The 16,520-nt window shown below is 36.5% G+C and carries 13 protein-coding genes; 2 read left to right on the top strand and 11 right to left on the bottom strand.

What is annotated here, in order from left to right; all coding sequences use genetic code 11:
• Nucleotides 1–4: 4 nt before the first annotated feature.
• Nucleotides 5–1,396, bottom strand: a complete 1,392-nt coding sequence (locus tag QY321_00950; protein ID WKZ24985.1) for a hypothetical protein — start codon at nt 1,394–1,396, stop codon at nt 5–7.
• Nucleotides 1,397–1,461: 65 nt separating this feature from the next.
• On the bottom strand, nt 1,462–5,007 hold the full coding sequence (locus QY321_00945; protein ID WKZ24984.1) for a DNA polymerase III subunit alpha: 3,546 nt from the start codon (nt 5,005–5,007) through the stop codon (nt 1,462–1,464).
• Nucleotides 5,008–5,269: 262 nt separating this feature from the next.
• Between QY321_00945 and QY321_00940 the strand changes: the two genes are divergently transcribed.
• Both QY321_00940 and rpmA read left to right on the top strand, forming a co-directional pair.
• Nucleotides 5,270–6,238: an integrase core domain-containing protein gene (locus QY321_00940; protein ID WKZ24983.1), complete on the top strand. Its 969-nt coding sequence runs from the start codon at nt 5,270–5,272 to the stop codon at nt 6,236–6,238.
• 94 nt (nt 6,239–6,332) lie between these two features.
• Nucleotides 6,333–6,611, top strand: a complete 279-nt coding sequence (gene rpmA, locus QY321_00935; GenBank protein ID WKZ24982.1) for a 50S ribosomal protein L27 — start codon at nt 6,333–6,335, stop codon at nt 6,609–6,611.
• Between the two features lie 157 nt (nt 6,612–6,768).
• Here rpmA and QY321_00930 read toward each other — a convergent pair whose 3' ends face one another.
• From QY321_00930 to QY321_00890, 9 genes are all read right to left on the bottom strand, one after another.
• The gene (locus tag QY321_00930) at nt 6,769–7,392 is read right to left on the bottom strand and encodes a class I SAM-dependent methyltransferase (GenBank protein WKZ24981.1); all 624 of its coding nucleotides are present in this window, start codon (nt 7,390–7,392) and stop codon (nt 6,769–6,771) included.
• A gap of 134 nt (nt 7,393–7,526) precedes the next feature.
• Nucleotides 7,527–8,291: a class I SAM-dependent methyltransferase gene (locus QY321_00925; protein ID WKZ24980.1), complete on the bottom strand. Its 765-nt coding sequence runs from the start codon at nt 8,289–8,291 to the stop codon at nt 7,527–7,529.
• Between the two features lie 8 nt (nt 8,292–8,299).
• The gene (locus QY321_00920) at nt 8,300–9,205 is read right to left on the bottom strand and encodes a glycosyltransferase family 2 protein (GenBank protein ID WKZ24979.1); all 906 of its coding nucleotides are present in this window, start codon (nt 9,203–9,205) and stop codon (nt 8,300–8,302) included.
• A 15-nt stretch (nt 9,206–9,220) separates the two neighbouring features.
• Complete coding sequence (locus QY321_00915) at nt 9,221–10,864, bottom strand: CTP synthase (protein ID WKZ24978.1); 1,644 nt, start codon at nt 10,862–10,864, stop codon at nt 9,221–9,223.
• A 6-nt stretch (nt 10,865–10,870) separates the two neighbouring features.
• Entirely contained in the window at nt 10,871–11,659 is a 789-nt protein-coding gene (locus QY321_00910) for a prepilin peptidase (protein ID WKZ24977.1), read from the bottom strand.
• Nucleotides 11,660–11,706: 47 nt separating this feature from the next.
• Nucleotides 11,707–14,016: an O-antigen ligase family protein gene (locus QY321_00905; protein WKZ24976.1), complete on the bottom strand. Its 2,310-nt coding sequence runs from the start codon at nt 14,014–14,016 to the stop codon at nt 11,707–11,709.
• Between the two features lie 69 nt (nt 14,017–14,085).
• Nucleotides 14,086–14,493 (bottom strand): type II secretion system protein, encoded by a 408-nt coding sequence (locus QY321_00900; protein WKZ24975.1) that lies wholly within the window; start codon nt 14,491–14,493, stop codon nt 14,086–14,088.
• Between the two features lie 294 nt (nt 14,494–14,787).
• The gene (locus tag QY321_00895) at nt 14,788–15,195 is read right to left on the bottom strand and encodes a prepilin-type N-terminal cleavage/methylation domain-containing protein (protein ID WKZ24974.1); all 408 of its coding nucleotides are present in this window, start codon (nt 15,193–15,195) and stop codon (nt 14,788–14,790) included.
• Between the two features lie 112 nt (nt 15,196–15,307).
• Complete coding sequence (locus tag QY321_00890; protein WKZ24973.1) at nt 15,308–16,516, bottom strand: type II secretion system F family protein; 1,209 nt, start codon at nt 16,514–16,516, stop codon at nt 15,308–15,310.
• Between the last annotated feature and the right edge of the window lie 4 nt (nt 16,517–16,520).

Raw genomic sequence — 16,520 nt, 5'->3', positions numbered from 1 at the left:
TGAGTTACTCCTGATAAATCTTAATCCTATCGGCCAAGGCTGGAGAAATTTTCCAAAAAGTAGGCTGAAAATTAAGTTCATAAGAAGTTATCCATGGTTGTCGGTTAAGATAAGCTTCTACCTGATCTTTACGTAAATTAACCAAGGACGAACGATCTATTATTTCCATGGCCGGAGAAAATGTTGCATCAGCCACTATAGAAGCTTTAACGTCAGCAATGTTATCTACTGTATCTGCCTGGATAATAGTAAAATTAATTTTCGGTTTAGTGGTAACTTTACCTCCTTCTTCGGTTGAGGCATAAACTAAAGATTCAAGTTCACCACGAATATTCTCTGAATCAAAAGCTGCTACTTTAACCAAACCGCTAAGCTGCATAGTAAAAGTTTCCACTTGATCCCCAGCCTTAGCTTTCGTTTCATAGGTAATGCTTGACTCATCTATTTCATATAATTTTTCATCATAATCAGCATATTTTTCCTCAATAGAACGACGAGCCTCTTTAATTATCTCATCTCGGACAGCAGCAATCGCATTATTAAGGTCTTGCTCAGAAACAACAGAAATAGTTTCTGAACGATAAGTTACCTGATCACTACCGACTTCAGCATAAATTTGTTCTTGTAAGCCCGCCCATAAACCGGGAATAGTTAAACGACCAGCCGGTAAAAAGAACCTAGGATCAACTTCATCAGAATAAACATCAACTTCAATGCTGCCACCAGCCGGTACGGAAACGGTATTACGCAAACGCAACAGCTGATTGTTGCTAGATAAAAGTCTGGTAGTAGCCACTAAGGGTTGACTTTGTGAATAATTATTAATAATCGTCACCCGGCCACTAACCTCGGCCTTACCTTCGGTTTGTCCAGTAGTAGTAAATTCTCGACTAAAATCTATTTCCATTTCTCTAACTAAGCCCAAGATTCCATCAGAAGGTAGGTTGTAATTATCCGGTCGGTCGTAAATGGTAAACAAAGATTCGGTCTCAAGTAATCTAGGCTCACTCTTAATAACAATATCTAAACGTATAAAAGCTACATAAGCGGCGGCCAATAAACAAAGCCCACTAAGTGTCAAAAAAATACCAATAACTTTTTTATAAGAAGTCTTATTTTCTCCTTCTTCGGTTAAACGAGCCCGGCGAGGACGAACGGCAAATTCTGTCTCTTCTACTTCCAAGTCTTCTTCAATCTCTTCTTCATCCTCATAATTTTCCTCTAATTCAGGTTTTTTCTTAATAATCGGCTCCTCTTTAACTTCCACTAATGCATGTTTTTTAAGATCAATCACGTGAGTTTCGGGTACCGGCTTAGCCTTTTTACGCTGCTTAATCTTAATATTAGCTGAAGCTTTCTTAGTTACACTTTTTTTCTCGGAGGTTTTTTTTGGCATAAAACAATGGGGTTAAAAGAGTTAATTTAATAACCTCTTAATTATAAAACATTTTTAGAAATAAGTTAAGAGGTCTTGATTTTTAAGACATCAGAAAAATCACGACGAAGCTTGTTAAGTAATTCCTCGTGTGGCTCAACTAAGTAATTAGTCTTTAAAACCTTAGTCTCTCCGTTACTTGATAAATTAAGAAAAACCGGACAAGTACCAGGAAAAGAAGCAAAAATATCCTTTAAATCATTCCCAACTTCACCAACCTTCGTTGGGTTACTAATAATTAATGTTAAAGACTTTTCTGGTTTTTTAGGACTATAACCGTTAACAGCCGTTCGGTAATCAAGAGGTTTAGGAACTGAATTTCTAAAAGGTGCTTTTGGTTTAAACTCCCGAATGGCAATCGTAGAGTTAGCGGAAGTTAACTCAACCGCTCTATTAACTAAAATTTTTCTTTCTCCGTCTTTATCAGATAAAGAGCCCTGGGCAAGTATTACCTTACCGGTCTCCCAGATTAGGGAAGTTTCATTAAGTAGTTTAGGAAAAATTATCAGCTCAGTAACAGCCAAACCATCTTCAAGTTTAACAAAAATCATTGACTCGTTTTTTCTGGTTACTATTTTCTTAATTAAACCAACTACACCAGCTATGGACGTCTCTTGCCCGTTGGGTACAGACGACAGAGCTTGTAGAGGCGTTATGACACCCTCAAGTAAGGGGCGATACTCCGAAAAGGGATGTTCAGTAATATAAAGACCTAGTAATTCTTTTTCCCAAGATAACTTTTCTTGTCGGGAAGCTGGTGGAGCTTGCTTTAAATCAATACCCATAACAGAAGCCTCTGTGGCCCCAAACAAAGTGCCTTGCTTACTAAGACGACGTTGTTCAGCCTCTTTATGAAAAGCTATCATGTAATCAACATTGGCTAAAAGAACACCTCGATCGGCAAAACTTTCCAAAGCTCCAGCTTTAATTAAGCTTTCCAGTGACTTACGATTAAGGTCTTTATCATTAATTCTTTCAAGAAAATCCGAAATATCATTAAAACGACCATTGGCTTTTCTTTCACTAATAATTATTTCCGAAATATGCTCTCCAACATTCTTAATGGCTTTAAGTCCGAAACGAATGGTCTTTGATTCTTTTTTATCCGACCCTTCACCTGCCTGATCCATTACCACTGTAAAGTTATCAAAGGACTCGTTAAGATCAGGTGGTTGGATAGTAATACCCATAGAGCGACACTCCTCAATTTCAATAGCCACTCGATCGCTATTTTGTTGGTCTGAGGTTAAAAGAGCGGCCATAAATTCAGTTGGCCAATTGGCTTTAAGGTAAGCGGTTTGGTAACCCAACATAGCATAACAAGCGGCGTGCGAACGATTAAAACCATAGCCAGCAAAAGGTTCAATAAAGGAGAAAATTTCTTCAGCTAACTTACTATTAAGCCCATTCTTTACACACCCTTCCACAAATTTTTCTTTTTGTTCGGCTAAAAGCTCTGGTATTTTTTTACCAACCGCTTTACGTAAAACATCAGCTTCTCCTAAGCTAAAGCCAGCCAGTGCTCTGGCGATTTGCAAAACCTGTTCCTGATAAACAGCTACACCATAAGTAACCTCAAGAATCGGTTCAAGTTTGGGATGAAGATACTTAGTTTTTTTACGAGCGTGCTTACCAGCAATATAATCGGGAATCCATTCCATTGGCCCGGGACGATAAAGAGCCACCATAGCAATAATATCTTCAAATTCAGTCGGTTTAAGTTCCTTAAGATATCTTTTCATGCCGCTTGATTCAAACTGAAAAACACCGGTAGTCTCCCCTTTTTGGAAAAGCTCATAAGTTTTCTGATCATTAAGGGGTATCTTATCAATATCTATAACCATCCCTTGGGTATTTTTAATAATATTAATGGCTGATTCAATAATCGTTAGGTTACTAAGCCCTAAAAAGTCCATCTTTAAAAGCCCAAGATCTTCAATTGGATGAAGAGAATACTGCGAAACCAAACTTTTATCCGAAGAAGAGACATATTGAATCGGTACATGATCAACTAGGGGATTTTTAGTGATCAAAACTCCGCAAGCGTGTACTGAACTGTGTCTAGCCACCCCTTCCAGTTTTAACGCATAATCAATGATTCTTCCGGCTTCTGGTTCACGATACATGGCTCGTAGATCAGGTGAACGCTCAAGAGCTTCTTTGAGTTTCATCATGGGCGGTATGGTTTTAGAGAGTTTGTCACAATAATCATAAGGGTAATTCAAAACCCTTCCCACATCTCGTACGGCTGCTCGAGCCGCCATGGTACCAAAGGTAATAATCTGCGCCACATGATCATGCCCGTATTTATTTTGTACATAAGTCAAAACTTCACCTCGTCGGCTATCGGCAAAATCTAAATCAATATCAGGCATGGAGATACGATAAGGATTAAGAAAACGTTCAAAAATCAGATTATATTCAATTGGACAAAGATTGGTAATACCTGTTAGATAACAAACTAAAGAGCCGGCGGCCGAACCTCTACCCGGACCAACCAAAATACCTTGTGAACGAGCCCAGCTAACAAAATCTGCCACAATTAAAAAATAAGAAGGCCAGCCCATTTTAGCAATTACTTCCAATTCATAATCAAGTCTTTCTTTATATACCTGATCAATTTCTTCGTATGTTTTACCATAACGCAATGGAAAACCCTTAATACATAGTTGTCTAAGATAAGACAAGCCATCCAAACCCTCGGGAACCTCAAAGTGCGGCAACTGGACAGAGCCCAACTCAAGTTGCACATCACACATCTCGGCAATTTTAACGGTATTTTCAAGAGCCTCAGGCACATGAGCAAAGGCAGTGGCAATTTCTTCTTTAGCTTTAAAGGAGAAATTAACTCCCATCATGGACATTCTATTGGTGTCTTCTTTTCTGTTACCATTTTGGATACAAAGCAAAATATCTTGGGCCTCATCATCATCAGCTCTTAGATAATGAACGTCATTGGTAACAATCAGAGGAATATTATGTTCCTTACCTAGTTGAATCAATAAATCATTAACTTTAACTTGTTCCGGTATTTCAGGATGATCTTGGAGCTCCAGAAAAAAATTTTCCTTACCAAAAACTTTCTGATAATGTCTTATTTTTTCCAAAGCCTTATCTTGTTGATCTGCTAATAATAATCTAGGAACCTCACCTGCTAAACAAGAACTAGTGGCAATAAGACCTTCGGAATATTTTTCCAGTACCTCCCAGTCTATACGGGGACGGTAATAATACCCCTCAACATGAGCAATGGAGGTTAATTTTACCAGGTTATGATAACCTGTATTATTTTTAGCCAATAGCACTAAATGAAAATAATTTTTTTCACCCGCACGAGTGGTTCGATCATGTCTGGAAGCGGGCGCTAAATATGTTTCCACTCCAATAATCGGTTTAATATCAGCCTTAAGACATTTTTCGTAAAACTCTATAACACCGTACATAACTCCATGATCAGTTAGCGCCACTGCGGGAGCGCCGTCGGCTTTAGCGGCTGCCACTAAGTCATCTATTTTGGTTAGACCGTCAAGGAGAGAATAATGACTATGGACATGGAGGTGAACAAAAGACATAGGTTAAGAAGTAAGCTAATATTAAAGGGTAAGTTAGAACTAAAAAAGACTGGAAAGACTAATAAGAAGACTAAGACAACTAAGGCAATCAATACAATATTGTATCATTAAAAAGACTGATGAGCAAATGGATTTAAGAAATATTAAAAAGCAATTGCTTGACACAGGGTGTTCCAATTGCAGCAATTAGGGTTACCTTTGGGGTTTCGCTCAAAGGCTAAATGGTGGCATAATTACCTTCTAAGTATTTATTGCCATCATTATGGGAAAAGCTCGAAATCTACAAGCTGAAGTCATTGCTATGAAAAAAGCTATTCTAGACAAATGTGTCGCTAAACAAATAAAGGGGGTAGAGGCAGCCAAGCTCCTTGGCATGCATCCCAAATCATTATGCCGCCTAAAGTCACTCTATATGATTCATGGAGAAGCTATCTTGGTGCCAAAAAAGACCGGGCCAAAACATGGTGTAGCCGCTAACCGGACACCGGCTTCACTTGAGCAACGTGTCTGCGATATTGCCATCTTAAACTCTCGTGCCACCACCAGAGCCATTGCAGATTACTTTAAAGAACGTGGTATAGTTCTTCACCCCGTTACTGTCTACCGTATCCTTAAACGCAACCGTATCCGTTACAACAAGGATTACCTGGGACTACCAAGAGCCAAGCCTAAGCTCTACTGCCTTGAAACCCCCGGTTTAGAGCTGCAAATGGATGCGTGCTACCCCTTTGGCCGAGGACGAAATCTAGCCTGTTTTGACGCTATTGATGATTGCTCACGTCATGTTGGGGCAAAACTGTATGAGCGCGAGACCTGCCTTAATGCCATTGACTTTGTGAAATATCTGGTGGCAACCGTGCCCTTTACAATCCGGCGTCTTCGGGTAGATAACCGCTACGGCAAACAACTCAAAGCCTTTTGCCATACACTGGGCATTGAAGTCGTTACCATCCATGCTCACTGCCCCCAGGAGAACGGCAAGATTGAACGCTTTCACAAAACCCTAAAAGAGCAGTTCTTTTGGCCTCAATGTGGGTTTTATGATTCAATGGAGCTTTTGAGTTACAAACTGAACCGTTGGTTGGCGTATTACAATAACGAACGCAAGCATTATGGCTTTGGTATGAATGGACTTACCCCTAAGCAGAAACTAGCCGCCTCCCTTTACCATTCCATTTGCCTTTTACCCCGAGAAAAGGTAACATTAACCCTGCAAACGTACATTGCTTGACACAGGGCTCTTTGTTTGCTATAATGATAAATAGCCTTTACAAAGTAATTTTATTCGCCTGGGAAGCGAAAAACTTGTAATTTAAATATATTATATGGCACATAAGAAAGCCGGCGGTTCTACCGCGCTGGGCCGCGACAGTATCGGAAAACGCCTGGGTGTTAAACTCCAGGACGGACAAATTGCCAAACCTGGTTGTATTCTAATTAGACAAAGGGGTACTAAATATCATCCTGGCAAAAATGTTCGACGCGGCAAAGATGACACTCTATATAGTGAGACCAATGGTATGGTTAAATTTTCTTCAAAGAAAATGAAAAAATTTAACGGCGCCTTGAAAAGATCAACCGTGGTGAGTGTTGTAACTGAATAATTATTTTAAAAAGTTTAGAATAATAAACCAGTAAAATGCTATAAAAATACCGCCTATGGGCGGTGTTTTTTATTAATAAGTTATATCTTTATTGTTATTATATCATTATTACTCACTATTGTTTCAACAACATCTTAATCTTTATGCTATCTTAATCTTATATCTTAAAATTAGTTTCAAGAGGTACAGCTAAAAATTCTTTAAAAGAAGACTCCTTGGTTTTTTCAAAAACTAAAAAAAGAGAAACCGCAGCACTAGGGAAAAGTTTACTTAAAAATTTAGCTAAAGTAGGAGGGAAAGGATAAAAATTACCACCAGCCGAAGATAGTAAACGAAAGCCTCCATGTTTAGTCATGGCCTCAACAAGATCTTTTTTCGTATAACCCCTAACGTGAGGCCCTAATGTTCTAATCGACGTTGGTTGCTGACCGAATAATAATAAAAGTCTATTATGGAAAGATGCTAAATTCGGCACCCCGATGATATATAGTCCACCGGGCTTTAAAACTCTGTTAATTTCCGAATTAATCCAAAAAAACTCTTTAACATGCTCAAGAATCTGGTTAGCGACAATGATATCAAAGAAATTGTTTTCATAAGGCAATTTATCTTTTTCAATATCCAAAGAAGCCACTGATATCCCCCTTTTAACCGCTTCTTCAGCATAAACACTGTTTATTTCCAGCCCATGTAAATCGGTATCAAGTCCAATTTTAAAAAACTCATTTTTTATATTAAGCAAATCATCACCTCGAGAACAACCAATATCAAATATTTTCAAAGGTTGATTTTTGCTTTGGTTATAAATTAAAACCCAATCTTTAATAATACTTCTGCCATAATTCAATAAAGTACTTTTTCCTTTACTTTTTAATAATTTTTGATAAAAATAATCAAACAACATAAAGCTTAACCCTATTCGGTTTTAATTAAAAGACCTATACCATAAGCTCTCAAACTTCTATCTTCTATAAATTCAAAATGTTCATAGTTGTTTTTTATTTCATTCCAAAAACGCTCAACTCCGTAATCATCAGTATCGTTAGCGGTAATAATATCATGAAAAGCCACTAAACCACCCGGTCTAACTAACTCGGAATACATTAAAAAATCTTTTTTAACTCCCTCGTAAGTATGATCCGCATCAATAAATAAAAAATCCACTAACTTGTCCTGTAATAAACCTTTAACTTTTTCCTTGGTGCTTTCTTTATGTGAATCGGCTCTAATTAAATGAATAGCTTGCTCAGCCTGAGCAAATGATTTAAAAAGAGGCTTTTTAATGACCGGATAACCGCCACCGTACTTACCTAAAGACGCATCTAAATCAAGGCTAATAATCTCAGCTTTATTATCCGCTATTCTTGAAAAAAGAAAAAGCGTTCCGCCCTTAGCGGTACCTATTTCTAAAATAACACGAGGCTTAGCTGTTTTAACAATTTCTAATAAAGAAATAATTTCACTTTTTAACTGAATCGGATCAAAAAAGCCAAAACCCAAAGAAAAAATAAAATCAACTATTTTTTTAATATCTTGACTCTTAAAAAATTTTATCCTCAGCCAAGACCAAAGATAGAAAAAGGGAAACAATAGATGGTGATAAACCTGTCTCTTTTGAAAAAGCGCCAACCAACCCTCTTTTTTTATCACCAACTTTATGGCATTAAATTTATTATTCATATTATTATTTAAAAATTATCAATTAAACTGAATCTCTTATTTTCTCTAATAATGTCAAAAAAAATATTTCTGTCTTTTTTATTCTTTAAAAGACCCTTAAAAAGAAACCATTTAAAAAGCAAGTAAATTTTGAGCAGCTGTAGCTGTAAAAAACCGTTATTCTTCCGATAATAATATATCTGGCTTTGTCTATAAATAAAACTAATCTTTCTACTCATGCCTTCGCCTGATTTACCCAAGCCATGAAAAACAAAAATATTAGGATTAAATATCACCCGCCCACCGATTTTTCTGCACTGGTAACAAAGATCAGCGTCTTCAAAATAAAGTTCAAAATTTTCATCAAAACCGTTAACGGTTTGTAAAAATTGTTTTTTGGCAATCATGCAGGCACCGGCCACCAAATCAACTTCGCGAACCTTACTTTGTCTCTTAACCGTTAAGTAATTCATGAAAGGTATTTTAGCGACTCTATCGGGAGAAAAAAACATAGAAAAAAACTCTCCCCAAAAAGACAACTCATAAGACCAGCTGGCTTGGATTAAAGACTTGTCAGGTGATCGTAATTCCGGACTCATAATGTCCCAGTCTTTGATACTTTTACACTCCAGACGGAGTTTGTCAAAAAAACCTTCAGGAATGTTTATATCAGTATTTGAGAAAATAATAAAATCATTCTTGGAGTTTTTCCAACCCAGATTACAGCCCTTTGAAAAACCGGCATTAAAATCATTGGCTAACACTCTAACACCAGGAAAATATTCTTTAACCATTTCAACGCTACCATCTTGAGAGTCGTTATCAACAACGATAATTTCATCTGCTGATTCTTTTATCTGAGTTGTATACGACTGCAAGCATTCTTTTAATAAGTCTTTAGTTTTGTAAGAAACAATAACAAGAGAAAAATTCATAAAAGTTAAAAGATACTAAGACAAACAAGTTTTAATGAATTCCGTAAATAAAGGATGTGGATCCAGTGGTCGAGAAATATATTCAGGATGGAATTGTGTACCGATAAAGAAGGGATGATCAGTTAATTCAATGGCTTCAACTATTTTATTGTCCGGTGAAGTACCGCAAATAACCAAGCCTTTTTCTTCAAGGATTGCCCTATATTTTGGATTAAATTCATAGCGATGTCTGTGTCTTTCTGATACTATACCTTTTTTATCTGCTCTTTTTTTATAAATTCCCGCCAAACGAGTTCCGGGTACGGTTTTACAGGGCCAACCACCAAGACGAATAGTGCCACCGTAACGACCGGCCGCTAAGGCATTTTTTTGTTCGGGCATTACTTCAAGTACTGGATGAGGTGTTTTTGGATCAGCTTCAATACTATGGGCACCTTTTAAACCGGCTACATTCCTAGCAAACTCCACCACCGCCATCTGCATACCATAACAAAGCCCAAAATAAGGTACTCGGTTCTCTCGACAATACTTAATGGTTTTAATCTTACCCTCAGAACCTCTACTACCCCAACCTTGGGGTACAATAATTCCCTGATATTTCTTTAAAACTGAAACTCCCTTTTCTTCAACTTCTTCAGATGATAGCCAATGAATATTAACTCGACAATTATTGGCTAAGCCACCGTGCTTAAGAGCTTCTAAAACTGAGATATAAGAATCAGTTAGATGAAAATCACCAGAACGAAAATATTTACCAACAATGGCGATCTGTGTTGTTTTTTTGGCGCCTTCCATTTTTTTAATCATAGAGCGCCATTCTTTAAGGTCCTTTTGTCTAGGTTTAAGACTGAATCTTTTAAGGATTCTTTCACCCAAATGATCTTTTTCAAAATTAACCGGTACCTGATAAATAGAAGAACTGTCCGGTGCGGAGATAACATCTTCTGGATTAATATTACAATTTAGAGCTATTTTTTGTCGTCTAACATTATCAAGCGCAACAATGGAACGAGCGATGATAAAGTCCGGCTGAATACCGGCAGCATTTAAGGTTCTAATAGCATACTGTGTTGGTTTAGTCTTCATTTCTCCAGACTGAATTGGTAAATAACTAACCATAACAAAAGCCACGTCATCTTTTAGGGCTAGTTTCATCATACGAGCAGCTTCCAAAAAAAGCATGTTCTGGTATTCCCCCACCGTCCCACCTATTTCTATAATCATAATCTCAGCACCGGTCTTTTTAACGGCTCTCTCAATTCTTTCTTTAATCTCCATCGGAATGTGAGGCACCACTTCTACGCATTTGCCACCATAACCCAAATTTCGTTCACGCTCAATCACTGCCTGATAAACTCGGCCAGTAGTCATGTAATTATCTTTATAAATATTTTTATTTAAAAATCTTTCATAATTACCTATGTCCTGGTCTGTTTCATCCCCATCTTCAGTAACAAAAACTTCTCCATGCTCTATTGGATTCATAGTACCAGCATCAACATTAATATAAGGGTCTATCTTAATAGCACTAACATTATAGCCCTTACTCTCTAAAATTCTACCCATACTGGCCGCTGCTACGCCTTTACCCACACCGGACATAACTCCCCCGACTACGAAAATATATTTAGTTTTTTTGAAACTATTCTTTTTAGACATAGAAAACTATAAAACATTAATTAAACGAAGATACCAATTAACCAAAAACTCTCCAAGAAAAATTGAGATTATTCCGCCAATCGCCAAAAAAGAACCAAGTGGCATCATGGAATGAGCTTTTTTCTTACGAGTAATTAACAATATAATACCAGCAATAGCTCCCAATCCATAGGCCAGGCCAATAGAAGATATTACCATCGGCCAACCAAAAAAGACACCAAGTAGTAAACCTATCCTAATGTCTCCATCACCTATCCAGCGACCGCGGGAAATTAAATATTGCAAAAGGAAAAAACCACCACCAACCAAAGCACCTAAGCCGATAATACTCCAACTGTACCCTAAGAGTAAATTAATAACTGTAATTATCACTATAGCTGGTATGGTTACAAGATCGGAAACCACATACCAACGCATATCCATAATTAAAATCACCAAAAAAATACAGACAATAAATAAATCACGAGCTAAGGTTAACCAGACCGTCCAATCCCAATCAAAAGCCAAGCCGTTAAAACGACTTAAATAATAAAACACCAAAGCAAAAATACCGGCCGTTAAAACTTCAACCAGCGGATAATGCCAATGAATACTTTTTCTACAATGTCTACACTTACCCAAAAGGATTAAATAACTTAAAAAAGGAATATTGTCATACCAGCCGATATTAACCCTGCAATGGGGACAATAAGATCGGCCAAGCAAAGTTTCTCCAGCATAAAGACGCCAAATAAGACAATTTAAAAAACTGCCGATAATCAATCCAAATAAGATAATTAAAACAAATAATTCCATAAAACTCATTATTATAATAATATAGGAAAAACCAATCAAAGACAAGGCTATTGGTTTTCAATAATTTCCAAAAGCTCCTTAACCTGTTCATTCTCTGGGCTTAAAGACAAAGCTTTATAAGAATACTCTAAAGCCTTTTCCGTGTCTTTTTTTTCATGATAAAGAATGGCTAAAGCATATGACCAAGTATAGTCATTGGGAAATTGACTATAACCTAAATAGGTTAATCTTATCGCCTCCTCAAACTCTCCTCTGGCATAAGCGATATCAGCAATTTTTTTATAGGCAGTGGCTAACTTAGGATTTAATTCCACCGCCTTTTGATAAGACTCCAAAGAAAGGCCAAGCTCATTCTTCATAAAATAAACACTGCCAATTAATTCATGAAAGTTAGCTAAAGATCTCTTAATTAATTCCCTTCTTATAGTATCATATTTATAAGAATCTGGAGATCTATTCAAACCTTCCTGGAAAATATCAATAGCTTCTTCGAATCTCTGCTGTTTAATTCTCATTATACCAAAATCTTGGTAAGTGGAAGTAAGCCAAGGATTTAAATTGATTAAATCAAAATAAATTTCTTCAGCCTCCTCATAGTATTTTTTATCAAGATATTCACCCAAGGTAGTATAGCTTAAAGCTATGCTTAAATTATGGTTATAAAGCTGATAATTTTTCTTTAAACTGTCAAAAACCTCATCCATTAAAGAAGCTACCAATAGCCTATCCTCTTGTTTATCAATAGAAGATAAACATCTAGAATAATAACTTAGATAATTTTCCCTATAAAGAGGTTCAACAAAATACCAATCAAGCATTTTATTTATTTTCGGTAAAACTTGTGCACATGGTGCTTTGTGACCCAACTTTTTAGCTTCATATAAATAATGATCAGCTACATAAGCACTTAACCCATGCATATACCAAACAAAAAAAGTGGTCAAGAAAACAAAAAAAGTAATAAAATAAAGAGAAATTGAACTAAAAGACTTTATTGGCTTAATTGTTAATCGGTAATTATCGGGAATTAACCAAGCTATGGCCATTAAAATAAACCACAAAAGACTCATAGCAGTGGTAGAAAAACTAAAAAGGTTATTAACAAAATAAGCGACTAAGGAAACAAAAACCGTCAGAGCGAGAAAGTAATTACCTTGCTCGGGTGATCTTAGAATAAAAAGAAATAGCCTTTTGATAATTAGAAAACTAAACCAAGTAAAGGCCAATAAGCCCAAAATTCCGAAATGTAAAAGAATATCAAAAAAAACCAAGTGTGCCCTATCTGGAAAAGAGTTAATAGCCTCAAAATAAGCCCAATCAGCTTGGTACAAGCGACTATAAAAAAATTCCTGATTATCTGGACCATAGCCAAATAGTTGATTACGTAAAGGAGTTTCTTTGAAAAAAGTGGGTAAAGTAGGCTCCCAATATTGGAGCCTGGCTTTAATAGTATCATTTTTAAAATCAAGAATACTGGAAATTCTTACTACAAAAAAAGAGTGCTCTTCGGTATCGGTAAAAGAAGTAACCAAAGAACGAAGAGGTGTAAAAAATAATAAAAAAATTGAGCAAGCAGATAAAACAAGAATGGTGGTTAAAGTTTTAAAATATTTTTTCCTAATCAACCAAAAAAGAAAAGCAGTAAAACCAGCTGCCAGTAAGGCCAACCAAGCACCGCGACTATAAGTAAAGAGTAAGCAAGTAAACTCCATGGCCAAAAGACTCCATAAAGCAAAAATAATTAACCTCTTTTTAGCCACCTGAAAAATAAAATAAACAGTCAGCGGAATAGAAACAACCAAATAATGGGCAAAAAAATTAGTCTGCCCATACCCTGAAAAAATACGATAGTTTGACACTACAAGCCAATTATAAGGATCAAGCCCCGCAAGCTGAATCAAACCATAATAACAAGACAAGAAAACCCCGGCCAACCACCAAGCTAAAATTTTCTCAAAACTTCGTCTATCCTTAAGCCAATTAACAGCAATAAAAAATATTAAAGCGTAATTAAGTAAAGCATAAAGACCCTGTTTTCTGCCATAAGATCCCCACAGAGCCATTTCAGAATTAATAGCTACTAAAGTAGCTAAACCCCAAGAGAGAATCACTAAAGAAAAGGGTAAAAAAACTCTTGTCTGTCTAACTCTAGACCAAGAACGAGTTAAAGAAAGATTAAGAAACCAAGCGGACAAAATAAAAACACTTAAAAAGCCCAGAAGAAAAACCTTGTTAAGATCAAAAACACCGTAATTCTCCTTAAACCAAGCAAAATAAATTGGTACTAAAAAGACCGACAATCGTAATCCCCAATCAACAACTAACGAAGAAATTTTTATAAGCACCTCTTTTTTCATATTCCTACAAAATACAGATCATAAGAATATCTCATGATCTGTATTTTTATATATTTTTTGAAAAATAAATTACTGAATACCCACCGGGGTGAGTGTACGAGTACCAGCTCCTATACTTCCAGTATCTGCACCAAGGCAGAATCTCAAAGTGTAAGAAGCACCTGCGTTTGTCTGGGTATAGGTATAAGGACCACCGGGACAACTTCCATCATTTTGAGGTGCTGGATTAGTTGGAATAACCGGCATATAGGTAGGAATACCGCTGGTAAGGTTAGCCGGGTAAGTTGATTGATCATTCAAGTGTAACTCCAAAGCAGTCTGAATCTGACGAACATCAGAAACACGCTTAGCGTCACGAGACTTCATTCTGGCATTACCGAGGGCAACGACAGCCAAAGTTGAAAGAATACCAATAATGGCGATAACCACCAACAATTCAATCAAAGTAAAACCCTTGCGATTTGTATTTTTTATCATAGCGTCACCCCCTTTCTATTTTTAGACTGGAACACACGTACCAGACATATAATAAAATTATACACTTTTTTACAATTAGGCGCAAGAGCCTTTAAAAAACACTTGTGGATAACCATGAATTATTCAGCTAAGCTATATGAGGAGTTACTTATAAAATCATAGCTTCACTAGAGGAGAGTATAAAACAAAATAATCATGGAAACATAGAAAAGATAAAAAAGTTTAATTATATAAAAATACAGATCATGAGAATATCTCATTATCTGTATTTTTATATATTTTTTGAAAAATAAATTACTGAATACCCACCGGGGTGAGTGTACGAGTGCCAGCTCCTATACTTCCGGTATCTGCACCAAGGCAGAATCTTAAAGTGTAAGAAGCACCTGCGTTTGTCTGGGTATAGGTATAAGGACCACCGGGACAACTTCCATCATTTTGAGGTGCTGGATTAGTTGGAATAACCGGCATATAGGTAGGAATACCGCTGGTAAGGTTAGCCGGATAAGTTGATTGATCATTCAAGTGTAACTCCAAAGCAGTCTGAATCTGACGAACATCAGAAACACGCTTAGCGTCACGAGACTTCATTCTGGCATTACCGAGGGCAACGACAGCCAAAGTTGAAAGAATACCAATAATGGCGATAACCACCAACAATTCAATCAAAGTAAAACCCTTACGATTTGTATTTTGTGTCATAATGTCACCCCCTTTCTATTTTTAGACTGGAACACACGTACCAGACATATAATAAAATTATACACTTTTTTACAATTAGGCGCAAGAGCCTTTAAAAAACACTTGTGGATAACTATAATTGGCTAGCTACATTATACATCGGCAACAAAATAGCTGCTACCATAATACCCACACCCAAACCCATAACCACCATTAAAATAGGCTCAATTAAAGACATTAAATTACCTAACATATTGGTAATTTCTCTATTATAGAAAGAAGTTATTTTTTCAAAAGACAGATCCAGCTTACCAGTCTTCTCGCCAACCATCATCATCTGAGAAACCATAGTGGGAATTTCTGGTGTTTTAGTAAAAACTAAAGAAATTGAATTACCACTTTGTACCTCAATCATAGTCTTTTCCACAATTTTTTGATAATAAGCGTTATTAGTAACTTCACCAGCTACCGCCAAACTCTCTGAGATATTAACACCCCCAGCGATTAAAGTACTCATAGAACGGGTAAAACGAACAAGATAGATCATTTGTAAAAGATTACCGAAAATAGGCACTTTTAAGATGAGATAGTGAATATTAAGTCTTCCCAAAGAAGTTTTAAAATAAAGCCTAAAGGCAATAATAAGGCCAATTAAACCAGTTATAACTGCCCACCAAAAAGCAACTAAAAAATCAGAAGTACCAATCAAAATTCTGGTGGCAATAGGTAATTCTCCGCCTGTTTCAATAAGAATCTCAGTTAATTTCGGCACAATAAAGATCATTACCAAAAAACCCATACTAACCATTAAAATCACCACAAAGATCGGGTAAATCATGGCGCCTTTTATTTTGGAATTCATTTCAAAATCTCTTTCCATCTGATCAGCAATATAATTCAATGTTTCATCAAGCTTACCGGACTGTTCACCAGATTTAATAACGCTAACAAAAAAGTTTGAAAAAATACCCGGACGTTTAGCTAAAGAATCAGACAGACGATCTCCTCCGTCAACTTCATCAGCGATTTCTCCTACTACTCTACGTAATTTAGGTTTAGGTAACTGCTGGGATAAGATTTTCAGAGTTTCCACCACCGGAACACTGGACGAGACCATAACGGAAAATTGTCTAGAAAAAACTACTAAATCTTTAGCATTAATCCTGTTTAAAAATTCCAAATTACTCCAACTCTTACCTTGAGTTGTCAATTCAAGAGAAATAACCTGGTAAGATTTTGAAGCCAAAGTCTCCAACGCCTGATTTTCATCAAGCGCTTCAACTTTACCAACTTCTTCATGGCCACTTTCGTTATTATAGGCTCTAAATTTATAAAGAGGCATAATC

The sequence above is a fragment of the Patescibacteria group bacterium genome (assembly GCA_030583705.1).
In the GTDB taxonomy this organism is placed as follows: Bacteria; Patescibacteriota; Patescibacteriia; order Patescibacteriales; family Patescibacteriaceae; genus Patescibacterium.
Note: the sequence above shows the minus strand (reverse complement) of the source record. Positions and strands in the feature narration are given on the sequence as shown.

Coding starts and splice junctions, on each gene's coding strand:
- QY321_00920 (WKZ24979.1), bottom strand. CDS start 9,205: ATGAATTTTTCTCTTGTTATTGTTTCTTACAAAACTAAAGACTTATTA.
- QY321_00890 (WKZ24973.1), bottom strand. CDS start 16,516: ATGCCTCTTTATAAATTTAGAGCCTATAATAACGAAAGTGGCCATGAA.
- QY321_00940 (WKZ24983.1), top strand. CDS start 5,270: ATGGGAAAAGCTCGAAATCTACAAGCTGAAGTCATTGCTATGAAAAAA.
- QY321_00895 (WKZ24974.1), bottom strand. CDS start 15,195: ATGACACAAAATACAAATCGTAAGGGTTTTACTTTGATTGAATTGTTG.
- QY321_00945 (WKZ24984.1), bottom strand. CDS start 5,007: ATGTCTTTTGTTCACCTCCATGTCCATAGTCATTATTCTCTCCTTGAC.
- QY321_00910 (WKZ24977.1), bottom strand. CDS start 11,659: ATGGAATTATTTGTTTTAATTATCTTATTTGGATTGATTATCGGCAGT.
- QY321_00905 (WKZ24976.1), bottom strand. CDS start 14,016: ATGAAAAAAGAGGTGCTTATAAAAATTTCTTCGTTAGTTGTTGATTGG.
- QY321_00915 (WKZ24978.1), bottom strand. CDS start 10,864: ATGTCTAAAAAGAATAGTTTCAAAAAAACTAAATATATTTTCGTAGTC.
- rpmA (WKZ24982.1), top strand. CDS start 6,333: ATGGCACATAAGAAAGCCGGCGGTTCTACCGCGCTGGGCCGCGACAGT.
- QY321_00925 (WKZ24980.1), bottom strand. CDS start 8,291: ATGAATAATAAATTTAATGCCATAAAGTTGGTGATAAAAAAAGAGGGT.
- QY321_00950 (WKZ24985.1), bottom strand. CDS start 1,396: ATGCCAAAAAAAACCTCCGAGAAAAAAAGTGTAACTAAGAAAGCTTCA.
- QY321_00900 (WKZ24975.1), bottom strand. CDS start 14,493: ATGATAAAAAATACAAATCGCAAGGGTTTTACTTTGATTGAATTGTTG.